Annotated in this window: 19 protein-coding genes and 3 pseudogenes; 2 read left to right on the plus strand and 20 right to left on the minus strand. The window is 54.6% G+C overall.

Annotation, left to right across the window (positions count from 1 at the left end; all coding sequences use genetic code 11):
* Positions 1-344: 344 nt before the first annotated feature.
* Together A0V43_RS14305 and A0V43_RS14310 are read right to left on the minus strand one after the other, a co-directional pair.
* Positions 345-1,624: pseudogene (locus tag A0V43_RS14305) on the minus strand (IS110 family transposase).
* 236 nt (positions 1,625-1,860) lie between these two features.
* A complete protein-coding gene (locus A0V43_RS14310) occupies positions 1,861-2,625 on the minus strand; it encodes a tyrosine-protein phosphatase (RefSeq protein ID WP_063193423.1) in 765 nt (254 codons plus the stop codon).
* A gap of 221 nt (positions 2,626-2,846) precedes the next feature.
* Here A0V43_RS14310 and tagU point away from each other — a divergent pair, with 221 nt between their 5' ends.
* Positions 2,847-3,788 (plus strand): polyisoprenyl-teichoic acid--peptidoglycan teichoic acid transferase TagU, encoded by a 942-nt coding sequence (tagU, locus tag A0V43_RS14315; RefSeq protein WP_063193424.1) that lies wholly within the window; start codon positions 2,847-2,849, stop codon positions 3,786-3,788.
* Between the two features lie 130 nt (positions 3,789-3,918).
* Here tagU and A0V43_RS14320 read toward each other — a convergent pair whose 3' ends face one another.
* The 10 genes and pseudogenes from A0V43_RS14320 to spoIIID form a co-directional block, all read right to left on the minus strand.
* A complete protein-coding gene (locus A0V43_RS14320) occupies positions 3,919-4,704 on the minus strand; it encodes an SGNH/GDSL hydrolase family protein (protein ID WP_063193425.1) in 786 nt (261 codons plus the stop codon).
* Between the two features lie 58 nt (positions 4,705-4,762).
* Positions 4,763-5,461, minus strand: a complete 699-nt coding sequence (locus A0V43_RS14325; RefSeq protein WP_063193426.1) for a CpsD/CapB family tyrosine-protein kinase — start codon at positions 5,459-5,461, stop codon at positions 4,763-4,765.
* Positions 5,451-6,194, minus strand: coding sequence for a YveK family protein (locus A0V43_RS14330; protein ID WP_063193427.1), 744 nt, complete (start codon positions 6,192-6,194; stop codon positions 5,451-5,453). Before A0V43_RS14330 ends, A0V43_RS14325 begins: the two co-directional genes overlap by 11 nt.
* A gap of 251 nt (positions 6,195-6,445) precedes the next feature.
* Complete coding sequence (locus A0V43_RS14335; RefSeq protein ID WP_063193428.1) at positions 6,446-6,817, minus strand: hypothetical protein; 372 nt, start codon at positions 6,815-6,817, stop codon at positions 6,446-6,448.
* A 142-nt stretch (positions 6,818-6,959) separates the two neighbouring features.
* On the minus strand, positions 6,960-7,397 hold the full coding sequence (gene fabZ / locus A0V43_RS14340; RefSeq protein WP_063193429.1) for a 3-hydroxyacyl-ACP dehydratase FabZ: 438 nt from the start codon (positions 7,395-7,397) through the stop codon (positions 6,960-6,962).
* Positions 7,398-7,447: 50 nt separating this feature from the next.
* Entirely contained in the window at positions 7,448-7,780 is a 333-nt protein-coding gene (locus tag A0V43_RS14345; protein ID WP_063193430.1) for a DNA-directed RNA polymerase subunit beta, read from the minus strand.
* A gap of 11 nt (positions 7,781-7,791) precedes the next feature.
* Positions 7,792-8,613, minus strand: a complete 822-nt coding sequence (locus A0V43_RS14350) for a flagellar hook-basal body protein (protein WP_063193431.1) — start codon at positions 8,611-8,613, stop codon at positions 7,792-7,794.
* 21 nt (positions 8,614-8,634) lie between these two features.
* Positions 8,635-9,464: pseudogene (locus A0V43_RS14355) on the minus strand (flagellar hook-basal body protein).
* A gap of 123 nt (positions 9,465-9,587) precedes the next feature.
* Complete coding sequence (locus A0V43_RS14360; RefSeq protein ID WP_063193432.1) at positions 9,588-10,589, minus strand: rod shape-determining protein; 1,002 nt, start codon at positions 10,587-10,589, stop codon at positions 9,588-9,590.
* Positions 10,590-10,695: 106 nt separating this feature from the next.
* A complete protein-coding gene (spoIIID, locus tag A0V43_RS14365) occupies positions 10,696-10,959 on the minus strand; it encodes a sporulation transcriptional regulator SpoIIID (RefSeq protein WP_011232801.1) in 264 nt (87 codons plus the stop codon).
* A 307-nt stretch (positions 10,960-11,266) separates the two neighbouring features.
* Between spoIIID and A0V43_RS14370 the strand changes: the two genes are divergently transcribed.
* A complete protein-coding gene (locus tag A0V43_RS14370; protein ID WP_063193433.1) occupies positions 11,267-11,776 on the plus strand; it encodes a BsuPI-related putative proteinase inhibitor in 510 nt (169 codons plus the stop codon).
* Positions 11,777-11,796: 20 nt separating this feature from the next.
* Here A0V43_RS14370 and A0V43_RS20825 read toward each other — a convergent pair whose 3' ends face one another.
* The 8 genes and pseudogenes from A0V43_RS20825 to A0V43_RS14405 all read right to left on the minus strand — a co-directional run bounded on the left by A0V43_RS20825 (position 11,797) and on the right by A0V43_RS14405 (position 19,534).
* A complete protein-coding gene (locus tag A0V43_RS20825; protein WP_255407700.1) occupies positions 11,797-11,925 on the minus strand; it encodes a hypothetical protein in 129 nt (42 codons plus the stop codon).
* A 132-nt stretch (positions 11,926-12,057) separates the two neighbouring features.
* Positions 12,058-12,210 (minus strand): annotated as a pseudogene (locus A0V43_RS20570) (chromate transporter); the annotation flags it as partial.
* A gap of 25 nt (positions 12,211-12,235) precedes the next feature.
* A complete protein-coding gene (locus tag A0V43_RS14380; RefSeq protein ID WP_063193435.1) occupies positions 12,236-13,840 on the minus strand; it encodes a gamma-glutamyltransferase family protein in 1,605 nt (534 codons plus the stop codon).
* A gap of 418 nt (positions 13,841-14,258) precedes the next feature.
* On the minus strand, positions 14,259-15,146 hold the full coding sequence (locus A0V43_RS14385) for a stage II sporulation protein SpoIIQ (RefSeq protein WP_063193436.1): 888 nt from the start codon (positions 15,144-15,146) through the stop codon (positions 14,259-14,261).
* A gap of 174 nt (positions 15,147-15,320) precedes the next feature.
* On the minus strand, positions 15,321-16,352 hold the full coding sequence (gene spoIID / locus A0V43_RS14390; RefSeq protein ID WP_063193437.1) for a stage II sporulation protein D: 1,032 nt from the start codon (positions 16,350-16,352) through the stop codon (positions 15,321-15,323).
* Between the two features lie 591 nt (positions 16,353-16,943).
* The gene (gene murA / locus A0V43_RS14395; RefSeq protein WP_063193438.1) at positions 16,944-18,248 is read right to left on the minus strand and encodes a UDP-N-acetylglucosamine 1-carboxyvinyltransferase; all 1,305 of its coding nucleotides are present in this window, start codon (positions 18,246-18,248) and stop codon (positions 16,944-16,946) included.
* Positions 18,249-18,279: 31 nt separating this feature from the next.
* The gene (locus tag A0V43_RS14400) at positions 18,280-19,035 is read right to left on the minus strand and encodes a YwmB family TATA-box binding protein (protein ID WP_063193439.1); all 756 of its coding nucleotides are present in this window, start codon (positions 19,033-19,035) and stop codon (positions 18,280-18,282) included.
* A gap of 259 nt (positions 19,036-19,294) precedes the next feature.
* Positions 19,295-19,534 carry a DUF1146 family protein gene (locus A0V43_RS14405; RefSeq protein WP_011232810.1) on the minus strand — a complete coding sequence of 80 codons (240 nt, stop codon included), beginning with the start codon at positions 19,532-19,534 and terminating at the stop codon, positions 19,295-19,297.
* Positions 19,535-19,547 lie beyond the last annotated feature (13 nt).

A 19,547-nucleotide genomic window follows, 5' to 3' on the forward strand; every position in this document is an offset into this window, starting at 1 on the left:
AGGGGTGTCCAAAAAATATTTTTCGACAAAATCCCTTACATCCTTTTTCAGTTTTGTGGATATCTTACAGACCTAGGGTGCGCTTCGCGGCCACGGCTGGACATATTTTCCTGCCGTGGGAGGAAGCGTATTCGATGCACCCTTTGGATCTCCGCGTCGCTGATGAGGACGAACCCTCCCATGTCTCCGGGCGTCTTCGCGCCAACATTCCCTCGTTCGGTCTCGTCATCAGGCGGAGGCCGGCCAAGCTCCTTTGGGGACTCAAGGTCGAATGGATACAATCACGCCAGCTTCTCCGGTGTCATCCTGTTGTCCAACGATTCTTCCGTTCGCAGGGGGAGGCCTTAGGCCGCCCGTTGCACCTGGGACAAGACGTCCTGTTTCATTCGCTCCGCGTCAAACGCTTGTTTCTTCGTACAAATCGCAAACAGCACATTCAACAGCTTCCGGCACAAGGCGACGATGGACTGCTTTCCGGTCAGCGGATTGACGGATCGGGTCGTATAATACTCATGCAGCTCGCGAAACGCCTCGTTGTGCCGGATCAGCGGAATCATCGCCCGAAACAGCACCGATCGCAGCCGTTTCCGTCCCCGTTTGGAGATGTGCTTTTGCCCTTTGCGCTGGCCGGAGGAATTCTCTTTGAGCGTCAGGCCCGCCAACTTCACCAATTGACGCGGGTCCCGATAGTGGGCGAAGCTGCCGATCTCCGCCAGCAGATCGATGATCGTGGCGTCTCCCAACCCGTCGACCGTTTTCAGCCATTGATACTCCATCGTCGTTTGAACCAATGCCTTCAACTCGGCGTCCAACGCGGCGATCTCAGCCTCCAATTGGCGGTATCGGCGGACGAGCGCGGCGATCTCAAACCGGGCCATCGTCGTCCCTTCCGTCACCCCAATCGAGTCCTTCGCGGCGTTGATCAACGCCTGAATTTTGGCCTTCTGCGGGCATTTCAGCCCTTCGCTTTGCCGGTACACCTCGATGAGCTCCTCGGCGGATCGGCTGGCCATATCGGCTGGAAGCGGCGTCCACTCCAGCACCGAAAGCGCCGTTTTCCCCAGGTCGCGAAACACCGTCCAAAACTCTGGAAAATATCGGTCGGTCCAGCGGACGATCGCGTTTTTCACCGCCGTCTGTTCCTTGCGGAGCTTCTCTTTGAGCGTGCTCCCGACGCGCAAATCGGCTTCAACCTCGTGCAGCAGCCGGGGACGAGGAATCGTCCGTCTTTCGCCAGTCTGGCGATGACTAGGGCGTCTTTGGCGTCATGTTTCGTCGGCAGGTTGTCGTCGAGTTCTTTCGACCGGCACACATGCGCCGGGTTGACCATGACCAACGGGATCCCGTGCTCCTCGAGGAAGTAGGCCAGGTTCAACCAGTAGTGCCCGGTCGGCTCCACCGCGACGATCACCTCTGACTTCCCGAACGCTTGCATCGCCTCCTGAATCGCTTCATACAGCTGGCGAAAGCCCTCTTTCGACTGGAAGATCGGGAACGATTTGCGAAGCACACGCCCCCGGTCATCCACGAAGCAGGCGTAGTGGGTTCGTTTCGCGATATCGATGCCCACGACAAGCGTTTGTTCGGTGACTTGATCAATTTTATAGTTTTGTGTACAATTCATCTGAAGTCCTCCTTGGTATGGTGAGTGATGTGTTTGACACCCCTGCATCATACCAAGAGGGCTTTTTTTGATCAAGTCCCCGGAAAAGCTCCTAACGGGAATGCTCCTTTTTAATGGTTGGTTGCACTTTCATTTTAAGGGGATCCTCATGCAAGGGCTATTTTTATGCTTGTTTGAGTTTATCTAGCACCACGGGTTAATTTGTAAATTATTTTATATCATACTGCCAACTATTTCTAAAAGAGGCCAAGGAACTTTTTCTTTTTCACCCGCTGTGGTTCGTCGCGGAACACGGCTTGGCCGCGAACGAGCAGCTCGGCGTTCTCTTGGAAGTAGTACACCATGTCTGTCCCGTATTCTTTCCGGATCACCTCGTACGCCTCGCGGAGGCGAAACGGCCGCGTTTTCGTGTTGTGGGCGTCCGAGGCGATGAAATGGGCCAAGTTCGCTTCGATCAGCTGAAACGAGAACGTTTTGATTTTCTTGCCGAAATGGCCCGTAATGCTTGATGCCGTCAGCTGGGCCAAGGCGCCGCGTTTGACGAGCTGGTACAGCCGCTCGAGGGTTTCGATGATCTCGGCGTTTCGCTCCGGATGGGCGATGATCGGGATAAACCCTTTTACTTGGGCATCAAAGAGGAGATGCTCCGCATACTTCGGCACATGATCGGGCGGAAATTCGATCAACATGTATGATGTATCGGCAAGCGTCATCACCTCGCCTCGGGCCAAGCCGTCAAGCAAGTCGCCGTGGATGCGCACTTCCTGGCCAGGAAGGACGGTGAGGTCGATGCCGCGCCGTTTCAATTCGTCGTTCAACTCAGCCGCCAAGGAAAGGACGGCTGGTCTTGGGTTTTCATACGTCCCATTTTGATGATGGGGAGTGGCGATGATCGTCGTGATTCCTTCCTTGGCTGCGGCCTGCGCCATGGCGATGGCGTTCTCCATCGCAGCCGCTCCGTCGTCAACACCGGGCAAAATATGGCTGTGAATGTCGATCATCGTCCACTCCTCCTTTTTTCGCTCTACTAAACATCTATTATGGTAACATAGGAAAAACAGTCTATCAATGGACGAGATTTGTCGAATATTGTCGGGATTAGGAGGAAACTCCTACTGATAAAAGTCAAAACCGTTGAACATTTAGTTGTCTTCGCTTGGAAAACGGTCTATAATCGAAATGGCATGCACGAAAATTTCGGAATGGAAAAGGAAGAGTGCGCATGAGAGCAGAACGTCGAAAAAAGAAGAAAACATGGCTCCGCTGGGTGACGGGATTGCTCGTCGTGTTATTCGCTGGAGCGGGAATATTCGCCTATTCTATTTATCATCATGTGAAACAGACGGCGAACCAAATGCATGAGAACGTCAACTGGAAGTCGGAGAAGCGAAAAGAAGACGTTTCGTTTGAACGGAAGACGCCGATTTCCATTTTGTTGATCGGTGTTGATGAACGCAAAGGGGATAAAGGGCGCGCCGATACGCTCATCGTCATGACGGTGAATCCGAATAAGCAGTCGATTGAGATGGTGAGCGTGCCGCGCGACACAAGGACCGAAATCGTTGGAAAAGGGACGGAAGATAAAATCAACCACTCGTACGCCTTTGGCGGCGTGGAGATGACAATGGCGACGGTCGAGCATTTCTTGGACATCCCGATTGACTATTACATTAAAGTCAACATGGAAAGCTTCCGCGACATTGTCGATGCCGTCGGCGGTGTGACGGTGAACAACCCGTTCGCGTTTACGTATGAAGGAACGCATTTCCCCAAAGGTGAGATTACATTGAACGGGGACGAAGCGCTGAAATACTCTCGCATGCGGAAAGAGGACCCGCGCGGCGATTTCGGGCGCCAGGACCGGCAAAAGCAGATCATTCAAGCGATTATTGAGAAAGGCGCCAGCTTCTCGTCGCTTGCCAATTACAGCGATGTGCTCGCAGCGATCGGGAAAAACGTGAAAACGAACTTGACGTTTGAGGAAATGAAAGAAATTCAAGCGAATTACAAAGACGCCCGCAAGCACATTAAGCAGCTGCATATTACGGGACAAGGGACGAAAATCAACGGCATTTATTACTTGCTTGTGCCGGAGAGCGAACGGCTGGCGATTTCGAATGAGTTGAAAGAACATCTCGAGCTGAAAGCGACAGCGGTGAAGTAATGCGACAGTGCTGACCCAAAAGGCCGTCTGTCTCCAAGATAGGCGCAACATATAGTGTGGAAAAAGTGGTCAAGTGCACATATACGGAGACGAACGAGGGCGTCCCCATCCTTTTGGGACGCCCTCGTTTTTATTGGGCGATGAAGCGCTTGGCGAGCGCATCGGCCCACACGTTGGCGCCTTCTGCGGTCGGCAAGTCGGTTTGCGGGTCGACGTAGCGGTTCAGTTCCTCGCTGTTTGCATCCGGCCAGGCGGGCCAATGGTTGATATAAGGATAACCGTTCTCTTTCGCGAACGCTTCAAGCTGCTCGACTTGCCGCGGATAGTAGGTTGCGTTGTAAATCGGGTTCGGCGGCTGCAAGATCACGACCGCATTCGGGGCCGCGGATTTGAGCTCGTCGATGATCGATTGGATGTGGGCGAGCGTGTCATCGATCGTCACGACGCCGTTGTCGTTTAACAAAAACGGTTCAAGCAAGACAAGATCCGGCTTGTCCTTGACCCAGTCGGCGGCGATGCGCTGTCGGTCGGCGTCGGCGGTCGTCAAGCCCTCGTATTCGTGGACGGTGATGTGAAACACGCCTTTCCCGTAGGCGTCATCGAGCGCTTGTTTCAACCGCTCAGGCCAGCCGCCGTTTTCTGGCGTTGATTCGGAGCCAGCGATGACAAGGCGGATCGGACGGTGTTCCTCCACCGCCCGCTTGATGGCAGCTTGCGCGGCCGCGGGCAGCTGCTTGGCGCGGGCGAGGATCGCTTCCGTTTGGCTCGTCTCCGTTTCCTGCTTGGTGGATGTTTCGACTTTCGCCCGCGCCGCTTGCACGGTGGCTTCGATTTTTCGCTCCCAGTACAAGTGACCGGTTATGATGAAGGCAAGGCAGGCGGCGGTGAACAACAAGATGAGGATGAAGTTTCTCAACGGCTCTCCCCCTTTTCTCTATCAGAACGGCTTCCCGCGGTCGGGAAGCCGTTTGTGGTTACTTGTATTGATAGTAATAATAATACCCGCCGTCGCGGTGCTTCCGCTTGTTCAAAACGACGCCGAGCAACTTGGCGTTGGCCGCTTCGAGCAGTTCTTTCGCCTTGACCGCCGCTTCGATTTCGGTGCCGCCGCTTTCGATGACCAAGACGGTGCCGTCGCATTGATTGGCTAAAATTTGCGCGTCTGTCACGGCCAAGACAGGCGGAGTGTCGAAGATGACAAGGTCAAACGTCTCATACAGCTGTTCGAGGCATTGCGCCATCGCTTTCGAGCTGAGGAGCTCGGCCGGATTCGGCGGGATCGGGCCGGAGGTTAAGATCGATAAATGGTCGATCTCGGTCTCCTGGCACGTCGGCAACAGCGGCGCCGAGCCCGTCAAAACGTTCGTTAATCCCATGTAGTTGTTTAACCGGAAGGTGTAATGGACCGTCGGTTTGCGCAAGTCGGCATCAATGAGCAATGTCTTTTTCCCTTGCTGGGCGAAGACGGCAGCCAAGTTCGCCGCGGTGGTCGATTTTCCCTCGCCAGGTCCGGTTGACGTGACAATTAAGGAGCGGAGCGGCGCATCAATGAATGAAAATTGGATATTCGTCCGGATCGTCCGGTATTGCTCTGCAATGGGGGATTTTGGATTCTCGACCGTGATCAGCTTCCGTTCCGCTTTGCGGATTGATGCTGCTGGTTTACGAGCCAATGGTTTCACCTCTTGTTTGTGGAATGGCGGTTTCGCGTTTCGCTTTTTGCCCGCCTTCCGCCGTGATCAAACTGACCGCACCGAGCACCGGCAGGCCGAGATGTTTTTCGACGTCTTCTTCCGTTTTGATCGTGTTGTCCAAATATTCAAGCAGGAACGCAAGCCCGACACCCGTCATCAAGCCGACGACAAAGGCGATGGCCATGTTCAGCAAAGGCTTCGGTTTGACCGGGGCTTGATGATCCTTCACTTCCGCTTTGGACAGAATCGTTACGTTGTCGATGTTCATGATTTTGACGATTTCGTTTTTGAACACTTCGGCCGTTTTGTTGGCGATCTTGGCCGCCAAGGCGGGATCGGGATCTTGGACGGTGACCGAGAACACTTGCGAGTCTTTTTCGCTTGAGACTTGAATCTGTTCGTTCAGTTCGTCAAGCGTCCGGTCAAGGTGGAGCTCGTCTTTCACTTTTTCCAAAATCGTCGGGCTTTTGATGATGACGCTGTACGTGTTAATGAGCTGCACGTTCGTTTGGATTTCGTTGAAGTTGTAGAGCTGCTGCTCGGATTTCGCCTGGTTGACGAGAATTTGCGTCGATGCCTGGTAGATTGGCGTTAATAGAAAATAACTGACCACACCGCTTACAACGGTAGCAAGCGCGGTGATCAGGACGATAAGCCAAAGCCGTTTGCGCAATGTTTCGAACAACTCACGCAGGCTGATGGTTTCTTCCATCCGTGTTCCCCCTCTCTTGTTTGCCTCCGTCTTGCTTGACGTTCGCTGAATGTACGCCCTTTCTGATGCAAAATAGGCGGGTTGTGCGAGTGTTTTCCCCGCAAGGACATCGCGGTGTTCGACCTCTGTCCCGATCTTTCGAACATGAATCGACATTCCCATTATAGCGAATGAAGCGAAACATATCTAGCCTAAATCGGTACTAATTTTGGCGAAACGAAAAGGCCGCCTCGATCGGCAGCCTGTTTTCGTTATTCGTCTTTATTGTCTTTGTCATTGGCGTCTTGTGGGTCTTCAATCGGGTCTTCGCGGTCCGGAACCGTATCGCGCTCATCGTCGCCCGGTCCGTTGTTCGTGTCGTCTCCCGGCGGGAGTTGATTGTTTTGGTTGTCGTTCAAATCGGTATCGCGGTTGTCCGGGATGCCGTCATTGTCTTTGTCGTTGTCGACGTTATCGTTTTGGTTGATGTCATCAGCCGGGTTCACGTCTTGGTCGTTGACATCGTTTTGGTTGTTGTTCGGCGGCGGCGGATTGTTGTTGTCGCGGTTCATATTGCATCCAGCCGCTAAAAAGAGGGCGACAAGAGCGCTGAACAGCCGGATCAGCAACGCTTTTTTCTTCATCCTATCTGCTCCTTTCTATTGGTTGTGGTGACCTTATGTAAGGCCGGTCCTTGTTTATCTTTCCCAGAAAGAAACGTTTCATTCGTTCGCTATATAGCGCAGCCGACAAAAAAAACGCGCTCCCCGAAGGAACGCGTTTTGTTCAGTCAGCTCGTTTGTCGCCAAGAGCGAACATCAACTCCGTTTCGCAGACAAGCTCGCCGTCGACGGTGGCGATGCCTTTGCCTTTGCCGATGGCGCCGCGGGCGCGGAGAATCTCGACTTCCAAGCGGAGCTGGTCGCCCGGTTTGACTTGCTTTTTAAAACGGCAGTTGTCGATGCCGGCGAAAAAAGCGAGGCGGCCGCGGTTTTCCTCACTTTGCAGGAGGACGACGGCGCCGACTTGGGCGAGCGCCTCGACGATCAACACGCCGGGCATGACCGGGTATTCGGGGAAGTGGCCGGCGAAAAACGCTTCGTTGGCGCTGACGTTTTTGATGCCGACGGCGCGCTTGCCTTCTTCGATTTCCAGAATGCGGTCAACAAGCAAAAACGGATAGCGGTGCGGGATGATGGACTGGATTTGCTGGATGTCAAGCATGGAAACACTCCTTTTCGTTATCATCAAAACGGCGTTGCTGAGACAGCCTCTTATGCCCCTTTTTCGACAAAATCGAGGATGTGCAGCCACGTCGACGGGCGGAACACGTCAAGCCACGCCCCATCGCCGATGGCGCTGTAGCCGACGACCGCTCCCGCCGCAAGGCAGATGGCCATAAGAACGGTGACGATCACAAACCGAAGCCAGATCGGGATGAGCCGGGTGCGGACGAACCGGCGCGGCGCGGCCGCCTCCCCTTCCGGCGGAAGGGCTTTGGCTTCCGGTTCGGCGGGAGTCGGCGGGCTCTTTCTTACTCGGCCTTTCCGCCTTGCCATCCGGGAAGACGGCGAGCTCATAGGTTCTTGATGCCTCTCGTCACTCATCGCGATCCTCCTTATGAGGAGCGCATGCCGTTGATCAGCCCGAGCATTTGTTCCGAGATGGAAATGGCGCGGGCGTTCAGCTGATACGCTCGGCTTGTCGCCATCAGGCCGACCATTTCCTCGCCAAGGTCGACGTTCGACTGTTCCAAGGCGCCTTGCTTGACGCCGATTTGGCCGCGCAAGTTGCCGTTCAGTTCTTCGGCCGCGCCTGGGACGTTGGGAAGCGCATAGACATTGCCGCCGCGGGCTTCCAGAAGCTGCGGACGGCGGATCACGGTGACGCCCAAATTGACGCGGGCGACGACGCGGCCGTCGGCATTGGTTGCCGTCAACGTCCCAGTCGGGGACATCTGTACGTCATGCGCATCGGCGGGAAGCACAATCGGCGCGTTCCTTTCATCAAGCACAAACAGGCCGTCGCTTGTCGTCAAAGCAAGCTCGCCGTTCATGGGCGCAAGCGAAAAGTTGCCGGCGCGGGTATAGCCGATCGTTTCCGCGCCGTTTTGATCGGCCAGACGGACGCGAAACCATTGGTTTTCGGCCGTCAAGGCAAAATCCAAGCGGCGGCCGGTTTCCACCAGCGCGCCTTGCTTGGTGATGAGCATCGTCGAAGCGAGACGCGCCCCGTTGCCGTAACGCACGCCCTCTGGCGTTTGCCGGGGCGCTTCGTCGTTCGGCAGGCGGTCGATTTGTTGGGTCAAGAGCTCGGCAAAGCTCGCTTCGCGCCGTTTAAAGCCGACGGTGTTGCTGTTGGCGATGTTATGGCTGATCGTATCAAGCCGCTCTTGCAAGGCGTTCATCGTGTTGGCGGCGGTGAGCATCGAACGAAGCACGGGCTTGTCCCCCTTTTGTCATCATTTCAGGCGGCCGACTTCGTTGACGGCCTTGTCCAAGCTGCGGTCGTACGCTTGGACGATTTTTTGGTTCGCTTCAAACGTGCGGTAGGCGGCGAGCAAATCGGTCATCGTCCGCTCAATGTCGACGTTCGACCGCTCGAGAAAACGCTGTTTCACCGTATACGTCACATTGCCGGGCGCCTGCGGCAACGACCCTGTCGTGCTGCGGAATAAGCCGTTTCCTTCCTTGACCAACGTTTGCGGATTGGCGGCGAATGCAACGCCGAGACGGGTGGCCGTCCCATTCTCATCGATGATCGTTCCATCGTCGCGGACCGAGAACCGCTCGCTTGAGAGCGGAATGCGCTCGCCATTGGCATTAAGCACATACCAACCCTCTTGCGTCGTCAAGTAGCCGTCCGGGCTCAAGGTGAAATGACCGTTTCTCGTGTAGCGGACCTCGCCCTCACCTGTTTCGACGGCAAAAAACAGCGCGCCTCGCTGGCCGCTTGCCCGGTCGACGGGACTTGTCCGTCCACAATGGCCATATCGGCCGCCAAGCCGGTTTCTTTCACATCCCCTTGGCGGAAGTTCGGGATGAGTTCTTGCATATAGACGCCCGTAACGAGCGGCCCAATGACGGTTTGCGTCGGGATGGCGCGCCTTGAGGCGGTCGGGATCGGTTGATCCTCGAGGCGGCTCATCAACAGTTCCGGAAACGCTCTCATCGCGGCCGCATCGGCTTTGTATCCCGGCGTTTCGGCGTTCGCCAAATTGTTCGTCAACCAATCCACGCGCCGCTCTTGCGCCAACATGCCGCTCGCGGCGGTGTACAATCCTCTTAGCATGGCAGCTCCCTCGCTTGTCCATGAAAATTCGTTGCAGAAAGCCGCTGCCGGCTTTGGCGGGCGGCTTGTTGATTCCATTATAAGCGGGCGGAGGCGACAGTCGCATCCCCCGCTTTTCCTTTTTTACACCAACTGCGATTTTGGCGCCCGATCGATGTTTTCCAGCATAATCCCGGTGCCAAGGGCGACGCAGTCCATCGGATTCTCCGCGACGAACACCGGAAGCTTCAGCTCTTCTGACAGCAATAAATCGATGCCATGAAGCAATGCGCCGCCGCCCGTTAAAATGACGCCGCGGTCGATAATATCCGCCGACAATTCCGGCGGGGTGCGCTCGAGCACGCTTTTGGCAGCTTGTACAATCAACGACACCGGCTCGCGAAGCGCCCGTTCGATCTCCTCCGATCGAACGGTGATCGTGCGCGGCAGTCCGGTGACGAGATCGCGGCCGCGGACGTCGATTTCTTCGGACCGTGCGCCTGGGAATACCGTTGCGACCTTAATCTTGATTTCCTCGGCCGTTCGCTCCCCAATGAGCAGCTTATATTCGCGCTTGATGTAGTTTAAAATCTCCATATCAAACTTGTCCCCGGCCATTTTAATGGAAGAGGCGGTGACGATGTCTCCCATCGAGAGAACCGCGACGTCAGTCGTGCCACCGCCAATATCAACGACCATGTTTCCGCACGGCTGAAAAATGTCCATTCCGGCGCCAATGGCTGCGACTTTCGGCTCTTCCTCCAAGTACACTTTTTTGCCGCCGCTTTTTTCCGCTGCCTCTTTGATCGCTTTCCGTTCCACGGATGTTGTGTTCGTCGGGCAACAAATCAAAATGCGCGGTTTGGCGAAAAAGCCTTTTAGGTCGAGCTTGCTTAAGAAATGCTTCAGCATCGCTTCGGTAATGTCAAAATCCGCGATGACGCCGTCTTTGAGCGGCCGAATGGCAACAATATTCCCAGGAGTACGTCCGACCATTCGTCGTGCTTCTTCGCCGACTGCCAGCACTTTGTTCGTGTGTTTATCGATCGCCACGACGGACGGCTCATTGAGCACGATGCCTTTGCCTTTGACGAAAATGAGGACGTTCGCCGTGCCTAGGTCAATGCCGATGTCTCGTGAAAACATATGACTTGCTCCTCCTTGCCTCTGCCCTAAAATCATTCCTAATTGTTTATTCTACCATATTTGCCTCCCGGAATGATACTGCAAACGGCAGATGGCAAGGAAAAAGTCAGTTGTTTTTCACCGTCTGCTTTTTATACTTTTTCTTCGTTGCTTCCCCGCCGCGCAAATGGCGGATCGATTTATGGTAATCGAGGATTTGTTTCACTTCTTGGGCCAGCTCCGGATTGATTTCCGGCAGCCGCTCGGTCAAGTCTTTATGCACGGTGCTTTTCGACACGCCAAACTCTTTCGCGATGACGCGAACAGTTTTCCTCGTCTCCACGATATACTTGCCAATCTTGATCGTACGCTCTTTGATGTAATCGTGCACACCACTCGCCCTCCCTAAGTTGGATGTGAGAAGTGAGAAGTGTGAAATGAGACTCGTCTTGCCACTGATGAGCGCCGCTTTCGTTGGATGTCTTAGAAGCGTCTTCGCCGCGTCGCTTGCCGGTTGTGAACGATCCCCACCTCAACCACTCTCATTGCTGTTCAATTTGTAACATTTTATTAGACAAAACGGGCATATATACCAGAAATATCAAGGCGGACAACGGTTTTTTCACAATTTTTTTGCGGTTTGTAACGAGAGCGAAATGGGAAACGACTATAATAGAAAAGTCAAAGGAGGAGCGAGAATGGGAAACGGAAAGACGATCGGCATCATTGCGGCGCTCGTGGGAGCAGCAGCGGCGAGTGCGTTGTTCATGTACACAAACAGCAGTGATCAACCGCAGGCGAAAGACGATTTACTTGGCCCCGCTCCGGCCGGCAAACCAGCGCCCGCGGGCGGAAAAGGCATCATCGCCGGGACGCTGGAGCCGTCGCTCACGTACGAAAGGCAAAACGATGCTTACGTGTTTACCTTTACGGTCAAAAACCAAACCGAACGCGTGCAAACGGTGACGTTTACGAGCTCGAAAAAGTATGACTACGTTTTATACCGCGATGGACAAAAGGTGAAGCAGTTCAGCGAAGGGAAGATGTTTGCGCAAATTTATGAGGAACGGACGTTAAAACAAGGCGAAGAGCTGTCGTTTCAGGAAACGTTCCGCGACCTAGAGCCGGGGACGTATACGCTTGAGTGGTGGCTCGCCGACCAAAACTGGCCGAACGCGCGGGCGAAGGTGACGTTTACGGTGCAATGAGGCTTCGGGCGAATGACAAGTCAAACGGCCGGCCGCATGCGGCGCATGCCAAACGCCGCTCGTGCCGAGTTGGCCAACAGCCCGGTGAGAGAGGGCGCCCGTTCGCCTGTCAACGGCAACAATGACGACAAGAGGGATGCTTCCGTCACTGTGAGGAAGCATCCCTTCCATCTTTCTTTAGCCATAGAGGCCATTCATGGCGAGAGAAACACCGCCCCGTACACGAGCGCCAAGGCGATGACGTACGCCGGATGGAGGCGCCATTTGCCAAACATCAAAAAGGCGCTGGCGGCGATTTCAGCGAATTCTTCATCCGCCATCCAGCGGTATTTCGCCACCACTTCAGCACGCACAAGCGGGATCGAAGACGGGCCGCCCCCATATCCAAGCATGCCGACGCGGAAAAAAGCGAGAAACAAATGCCATTGGTTCATCGAAGTCATCCCTTTATCGTGAGTCTCACCAAGCGGCCACCGCACCGTCCGTGCGCGGCTCCGTCCCGGCGGCGAGCACGCCGGTGTCAGGATCGCGCCAAATGATTTGCCCACGGCCGAACAGTCCGCTGTCCAACGCCAAGCGGATGTCATGCCCTTTGCGGGCGAGCGCTTCGGCGATATGACGCGGGAAGTGCGGCTCGACGAGCACCGTTTTTCCTTCCATCCACTGCCAACGTGGCGCATCGAGCGCCGCTTGCGGGTTTAAGTCAAAATCGACCGTGTTCATGATCACTTGCAGATGCCCTTGCGGCTGCATAAATCCCCCCATGACGCCAAACGGACCGACCGGCGCACCCCCTTTGGTCAAAAAGCCGGGGATGATTGTATGGTACGGCTTTTTCCTTGGCGCCAGCCCGTTCGGATGACTCTCATCAAAAGCGAAGTTATGGCCGCGGTTGTGCAGGGCGATGCCGGTGCCTGGGACGACGAGGCCTGATCCAAAGCCCATATAGTTGCTTTGAATGAACGACACCATATTCCCTTCGCCGTCGGCGGCGGCCAAATAGACCGTTCCGCCTTTTGGCGGCGTCCCCGGCTCCGGCGTGAGCGCCTCCGCGCCGATTTGCGCCCGGCGCATCGCGGCAAACGACTCCGACAACAGCTCGTCTGGGCTGCAGTTCATATAGCGGCGGTCGGCGATGTACGCTTTCCCATCGGCAAAGGCAAGCTTCATCGCCTCGATTTGCCGGTGGTGCGTCTCGACATCCGACACGCTTGGCACGTCAAACCCGTTCATGATGTTTAACGCCATTAAAGCCACAAGCCCTTGACCGTTCGGCGGAATTTCCCACACCTCATAGCCTCGGTAGGAGACGGAGATCGGCTCGAGCCATTCCGGTTCATACTCGGCGAGGTCGTCCGCCGCCAAAAAGCCGCCGTATTGCTTCGAGAAGGCGGCGATTTTTTCCGCCAGCTCGCCGCGGTAAAAGCTTTCCGCTTCCGTTTCGGCAATGGAGCGCAGCGTCGCCGCATGGTCCGGCGAGGCCCACACTTCGCCGATCTTCGGCGCGCGGCCGCCCGGCGCAAACGTCGCAAACCAGGCGGCAAACTCCGGCCCGCGAAGCGCTTCTTTGTATGTACGAAACGCCGCAGCCCAATACTTTCCGAGCACTGGCGAAACCGGATAGCCGTTTTCCGCATAGGCGATCGCCGGTGCGAACGTTTCCACAAGCGGCAGGCGGCCGAAGCGCTTTGACAGCGCCGCCCACGCCGCCGGCGCCCCCGGAACGGTCACCGGAGCGAAGCCGTACTTCGGCATCTCGGTATAGCCGAGCTCTTTGAGCGCTTCAATCGAGATCGATTTCGGCGCATAGCCGCTCGCATTCAGCCCGTACAGTTTCCCATTCGTCCAGACAAGAGCGAACGCATCGCCGCCGATGCCGTTCGATGTCGGTTCGACAACCGTCAAGCAGGCGGCCGCGGCGATCGCCGCATCGATGGCATTGCCGCCTTTTTTCAACACATCAAGCCCCGCCTGCGCCGCGAGCGGCTGCGATGTCGCGACAACGCCGTTTTTCGCAAACACCGTCACCCGCTGCGACGGGTACGGGTGGTATAGGTAGTCCATGGCCGCGATCCCCTTTCTTTCGTTAAGTGAAGAATAAAACGTTTCTCAAACGAAACTGTTTCCGTTTTCATTTATTTTAAAGGAAAGAGGGGGTTATTTCCATCCTTGTTCCTAAAAAATGAAAGAATATTCAAATCATAATTTTTGGCGGTTCATCACCGAAAGATGTACTTGACTTTTAGACACAAACATAACATCATCCCTCCCGATCGAACAAAAAATAGCCATTCCTTTTTGGGACACCTATCATGAAAAATGTTTTTTATCTTATGGTGAAGAAGAGCTTTTTTGGCTACCGTTTTTCCCACGTCTGATTTTAGAAGCGGCAAAGCACAAAAAAGACCCGCCCGCTTGTCTTGGCAAACGGACAGGCCTTTTCGTCGCGTTTTTCGTTTCCTCTTGCTCGACGCCTTGTCGATTACGCTCTTGCCATGCCGATCGAGGCGTCTGGCGTTTTGTAGGATGAAGCGTCGTTGTTTTCGTCTTGATGGTTGTCGCTTGGCGTCGTCGAATGGTCGTCAGCCGATGGTTGTTCATTCGCTGGGTTTTCGTCTGTCGGCGCTGTTTCGTCACTCGGGATCAATTCTTTTTCTTTGCTCGTGGCGGCGCGATCGGTTCCCGTTTTGTCTTCCGCTTTGTCGGTCAAAGCCGTCAACGGTTTGTCGACATAGTCGATCGGGTTGACCGCCCGGCCGTCTTTGCGAATTTCAAAATGGACGTGGATGCCGGCTTCTTTGTTGAATTCGCTTTGCCCTGCCTTGCCGATCACTTCACCTTGTTTCACCGTGTCGCCGGCTTCGACTTTCACATCAGCGAGCGATTGATAGACGGTCGTGACCCCTTGTTCATGATTGATTTCGACAACATAGCCCAAAATCGGGTCTTTTTCCGCTTTCGTCACCGTGCCGCTCAAGGAAGCGGTGACATCAAACGTTTTGCCGTCTTGGCGCACAAGATCGATGCCTTGGTTCGGGTGGTACGTATGATCATAAAAGACGAGGGCTGCTTCCTGTTCTGCTTCGGATGCTTTGTCATCGTAGAACGGCGTTTTCACTTGCACCGCATTTGGATCCAGCACCGGCATCGCAATCATTTCGACCGTTTCATTGACCGGAACAGCCGGATTTTCTTGCTGGGCGGTGCCGTTTTTCGCCACGTTGTCTCTGCCCGTATTCTCCTCTTTGCCCAATTGGAACCAAAGCGCACCAGCGACGATCAATGCGGCAGACGATAAATAGATGGCCGGAAATACCCAGCGTTTGCGGAACAGACGCTTCAGCGACGATTGTTTTTGTTCCTCTCTCATGTTCATCACCTCAGCAACCATTTTGAACAGAAAGAGGAAAAGATATACACATCAAAACCAATTTTTTCACTTATTTTTTGACATTCGGCTAGATTTTATACAAAAAAATGAGGGGCGTCTCCCTGCCGTTTGCCCCGAACATTTGACAGAAAAACCGGGGTGCAGAACCCCGGTTCATCCATTTTTCGCGGTCAATTTGTTTAAAAACGCCGTCGTCGACGAAATATGGACGCCGCGGTAATAATATTTAACGATGTCGGCGTACGTTTTCCCTTCTTTGGCCATAAAGTTGGCGCCGTATTGACTCATGCCGACGCCATGGCCGTAGCCTTTCGTCGTAATGATGATGTCATTCCCGCTACGCACCCAGGTGAAATCACTTGACGGCAATCCGAGCCGTTCGCGCACATCGCGGCCCGTAAACGTCTTGCCGCCAATCTTCACTTCGCCGACGCGGCGGCCGGGAGTGCGCGATACAATGACGCCGACTGAGCCGTCAGCGGGCAGTTGGACCCCCAGTCTTCGCTCGAATTCCGCCACCGACATCGTTTTTCTCTGGTAAAACTTCGGGGATTGTTTGTCCCATGGGCTGGCGACGCTTTTTAAATAAGGAAAATCGCTTTGCCAATAGGCTTCCGAATTTTCCGTATAGCCGTTGCTTGTCGAAAAAAACAGCGCCTCGATCGGCTCGTTGTGGTATGTCAAAATTTGTCCTTGCGTTTCCAACACGGCTTTTGTCACTTTTTTGATTTTCCAATCATAATCACTGCCCCACAGCTTTCGCAGTTCGTCATCACTGTAATAGACTTGATGAGCCACCGTGTCGGTCACATTCGCTCCTTTTGGCAGGCGAAACGGCTGGTTGGCGAGCAATTGCTTCACGATGTACGTTCTTGCCGTCAACGCTTGCGCCTTTAATGCCTCGAGTTCAAATTCGGCCGGCATTTCCGCCGCCACGACGCCGATGACGTATTGCTCGAGGGGAATATGTTCGATGCGTTGTTCTTTGCTTCGATAGACCGCCACGTCGATGGACGGCCCTTCGGCTGCCTGCGACCGCTGAATTTGTTCTTGCTTGTGCAGTTGTTCGGCCAATTTCGCCACCTTCCCGTCATAAAATGGAAGAACGAGCGCCGTCGGAATGACGAGGATGGCGACAAACAGCAAGAAAGCGAGCACCATTACGGGTTTCAATCGTTTCACCATAGCCGAGCCCCCAATATGCGTTTTCCAAGCACAAGCGGACATCGCGAATGAATGCCTGCGTTGGCTTCGGTTCGTTACTATAGTTATGGGCTCGGACAAGTATGTATGACAGTTTTCTCTCGAGCCAAAACGCCTTGAGCGCGTTTCGCACCCCGTCTAAAGGGCTGGTGATTGAGTACAAAATACTGCTAGTCCCAGCTGTTTCTCAATTAGAAAAACCTTGCGAAATCAGCCTTCTTTTTTGGCGAAATGCCGCTGATTTGCTCGTGACAGCCGTTTTTCACCGGCCTTCTAAACATGAAGCCGTTGAAAAAAGTCGGTGACGGAATAGGGGGCGATGGAACAAGGGGGTTTTCGAAAGCACATATTTCACCACCGCCGCAACGCACATGTTTCACCACCGCCGCAACTTGCCGCGCGCGATGCGATCAAGCTTATGGAGAAACTTCATACAGACGGTCTTTCTCTGAGCTTCAAAACAGACCGTTAGGAACGAACAGTTGTTTTCTACCGTCCTTCGACGGTCGCCTGTGTTCCAAGAAAAAACGACCATTCCCTGCCAAAAGGCAAGGAACGGTCGTTTTTCGCTCTTTATCCGTTCCATTGGATCGTTTGAATTTGGTCGAATTGTTCCGTTTCTTCGCGGACGCGTTCAATGTCGGCCCCAAGCGCAGCCAACTTTTCGTGGAAGCGGACATACCCGCGGTCGAGATGACGAAGCTCGGTCACGCGCGTGTAGCCGTCCGCCGCGAGTCCAGCCAAAATCAACGCCGCCGCTGCGCGCAAATCGGTGGCCGCCACTTCGGCGCCTTGCAGCTGGCACGGGCCATTGATCATGACGGAACGCCCCTCAATTTTAATATCGGCGTTCATGCGCCGGAATTCCTCCACATGCATAAAGCGATTTTCAAACACCGTCTCGGTGATCATGCTCGTGCCTTCCGCTTTCAACAAGAGAGCCATCATTTGCGACTGCATGTCGGTCGGAAAGCCCGGATATGGCATCGTTTTAATGTCGACGGCTTTCAGCTTTTCCGGACCGATGACACGCAAGCCATTTTCCTCTTCCATGACGGTCACGCCCATTTCTTCGAGTTTGGCGATCAGCGAGCCTAAATGTTCCGGAACGGCTCCTTGCACGAGGACATTGCCGCCGGTGATCGCCGCCGCCACCATAAACGTGCCGGCTTCGATGCGGTCCGGAATGACCGTATGCGTTGTGCCGACGAGCTCGTCAACTCCCTCGATTCGAATCGTTCCGGTGCCGGCGCCGCGCACTTTGGCGCCCATCGCGTTCAAAAAGTTCGCCAAATCGACGATTTCCGGCTCTTTCGCACAGTTTTCGATCACAGTCGTGCCTTCCGCGAGCACGGCGGCCATCATAATGTTTTCCGTCGCCCCGACGCTTGGAAAGTCCAAATAAATTTTGGCGCCGCGGAGCCGTCCGTTCACTTCCGCATCGATAAAGCCATTGCCGACTTTCACAGACGCGCCCATCGCTTCAAACCCTTTTAAATGTTGATCGATCGGGCGCGAGCCAATGGCACAGCCGCCCGGCAGCGCCACGCGGGCTCGGCCGTTGCGCGCCAACAGCGGCCCCATGACAAGCACCGACGCGCGCATTTTTCGCACATATTCAAACGGCGCTTCCACCGTCAACGGACCGGTGGCATCGACGGTGACCGTCTCGCCGGCAATGTGCACATCGGCGCCTAAATAGCGGAGCACTTCACTGATTGTATATACATCGGAAAGAGCAGGCACATCATGAATCGTACTTGTTCCTTTCATAGCCAATAAAGTGGCAGCGATGACAGGCAAAACGGCATTTTTGGCGCCTTCCACTTTGACGGTGCCGCTCAACCGGTTTCCGCCACGGACGATGATCTTTTCCAAGGTATTCCCCTCCGCGTCCAATTTCTCTATATTAGTATTCAATGGTAATGATTGGGGTTCCAACAACGACGCGCGTCTTGCCGCCCAATCTTTCCCTCAAGGCGAGTTGCAGGTTGACCGGCTGATGATGGGCGGTTGGGAGAACGTTCTTCCACTGCCCAGTATATGCAGACAGGGAAACGAGTGACTCTTCCCGCAGCCACTCGACAGGCGCCGCGTGGAAATCGCGAAGCAATTGAGAGGCTTGGTCGAACAAACCACCTTCCATATTACCACTGAACTCGCCTTCAATACAAGCAAAAAATGTAGGGTGATTCACAAATAGTCCGTTCGTCGTTTTTTGAATGTGCTGTGCTGCTTCTTTCCACCCAGCTTGACTCCACGTTGGGCCGGTCGCTTCATAGAGGATATACGTTTGCGGCGTTCCATTTGTGACGGTCATCACGAGCTGAATTTGTTCACGAAACAAGGAATGTTCATTCGTGCCGATCGCTTTTTGCCAATGGCTCGTTTGGTGGAACGTCCAGTGAAAGGAGCGGTATGTTTGTTTGAACTCCGCCATTTTTTTGAAAAAGTCCGCATCATTTTGAATATCGTGGGCATACTCTCTTGTGTACACGACCCAGCGGCCGAGCGAGGCACCGTGCTGCGCCAATGTGTGCGCCATCATTTCCAATGGTTCGGACCATTCGTTCCCCCGCGCGCCTTCCGTCCGGTATTGCCCTGCGGCCAACAACAAGACCGCGGCAACGAGCGCCATCAGCCAACAGATTGGATTTTTTCTCATCTTCGTTCCCTTCCTCTCCTTACTTGTTATTGTTGCCACCGGGCAAGGGAACATACGTCAAAAAAATCGACAACCGGCGATTTTTGAAATCGCTTTCATAAATAAACATCAAAGCGGAGGGCAAACAGCCGAGAATCCATGGAAGAAGGGGACGGGACGGGGAGCAAAGAGGCGGGGGCAAGAACGGATCAGCCGGACAGAGGGCGGGGCAAGCGGGCAATTGGAGGGGAGCCGAAGCACCACGGCGCCCCGGGCCTCCCTATTCGCGGAACAAATACGGCAAATCGGTTGACCAAGCCCAATAGTCAAGGAAAAAGTTCGCCACCGTCGAGCCGATGGCAATCGTCAATAAAATGTACAGCAGCCGCCCTTGGACGACGCGGTTCGGCCGAAGCAGCACCTCGAGCCGCACCGCCTGCAGCGTCCACCACGTCACCGCTAGAAACGCCAAATGAACGATAATCGAAATCAACGCTTGTTGGCCGATGACCGGCATCATCAAGTTTCACCTC

Source organism: Geobacillus sp. JS12 (genome assembly GCF_001592395.1).
Lineage (GTDB): Bacteria > Bacillota > Bacilli > Bacillales > Anoxybacillaceae > Geobacillus > Geobacillus zalihae.

What these genes read in the sequence shown, in the direction of transcription:
- A0V43_RS14310 (WP_063193423.1), bottom strand. Translation starts at nt 2,625, where the DNA reads ATGATCGACATTCACAGCCATATTTTGCCCGGTGTTGACGACGGAGCG.
- fabZ (WP_063193429.1), bottom strand. Translation starts at nt 7,397, where the DNA reads ATGCTTGACATCCAGCAAATCCAGTCCATCATCCCGCACCGCTATCCG.
- A0V43_RS14330 (WP_063193427.1), bottom strand. Translation starts at nt 6,194, where the DNA reads ATGGAAGAAACCATCAGCCTGCGTGAGTTGTTCGAAACATTGCGCAAA.
- spoIID (WP_063193437.1), bottom strand. Translation starts at nt 16,352, where the DNA reads ATGGTGAAACGATTGAAACCCGTAATGGTGCTCGCTTTCTTGCTGTTT.
- A0V43_RS14335 (WP_063193428.1), bottom strand. Translation starts at nt 6,817, where the DNA reads ATGAAGAAAAAAGCGTTGCTGATCCGGCTGTTCAGCGCTCTTGTCGCC.
- A0V43_RS14345 (WP_063193430.1), bottom strand. Translation starts at nt 7,780, where the DNA reads ATGAGTGACGAGAGGCATCAAGAACCTATGAGCTCGCCGTCTTCCCGG.
- A0V43_RS14360 (WP_063193432.1), bottom strand. Translation starts at nt 10,589, where the DNA reads ATGTTTTCACGAGACATCGGCATTGACCTAGGCACGGCGAACGTCCTC.
- tagU (WP_063193424.1), top strand. Translation starts at nt 2,847, where the DNA reads ATGAGAGCAGAACGTCGAAAAAAGAAGAAAACATGGCTCCGCTGGGTG.
- A0V43_RS14370 (WP_063193433.1), top strand. Translation starts at nt 11,267, where the DNA reads ATGGGAAACGGAAAGACGATCGGCATCATTGCGGCGCTCGTGGGAGCA.
- A0V43_RS14400 (WP_063193439.1), bottom strand. Translation starts at nt 19,035, where the DNA reads ATGAGAAAAAATCCAATCTGTTGGCTGATGGCGCTCGTTGCCGCGGTC.
- A0V43_RS14405 (WP_011232810.1), bottom strand. Translation starts at nt 19,534, where the DNA reads ATGATGCCGGTCATCGGCCAACAAGCGTTGATTTCGATTATCGTTCAT.
- A0V43_RS14385 (WP_063193436.1), bottom strand. Translation starts at nt 15,146, where the DNA reads ATGAGAGAGGAACAAAAACAATCGTCGCTGAAGCGTCTGTTCCGCAAA.
- A0V43_RS14380 (WP_063193435.1), bottom strand. Translation starts at nt 13,840, where the DNA reads ATGGACTACCTATACCACCCGTACCCGTCGCAGCGGGTGACGGTGTTT.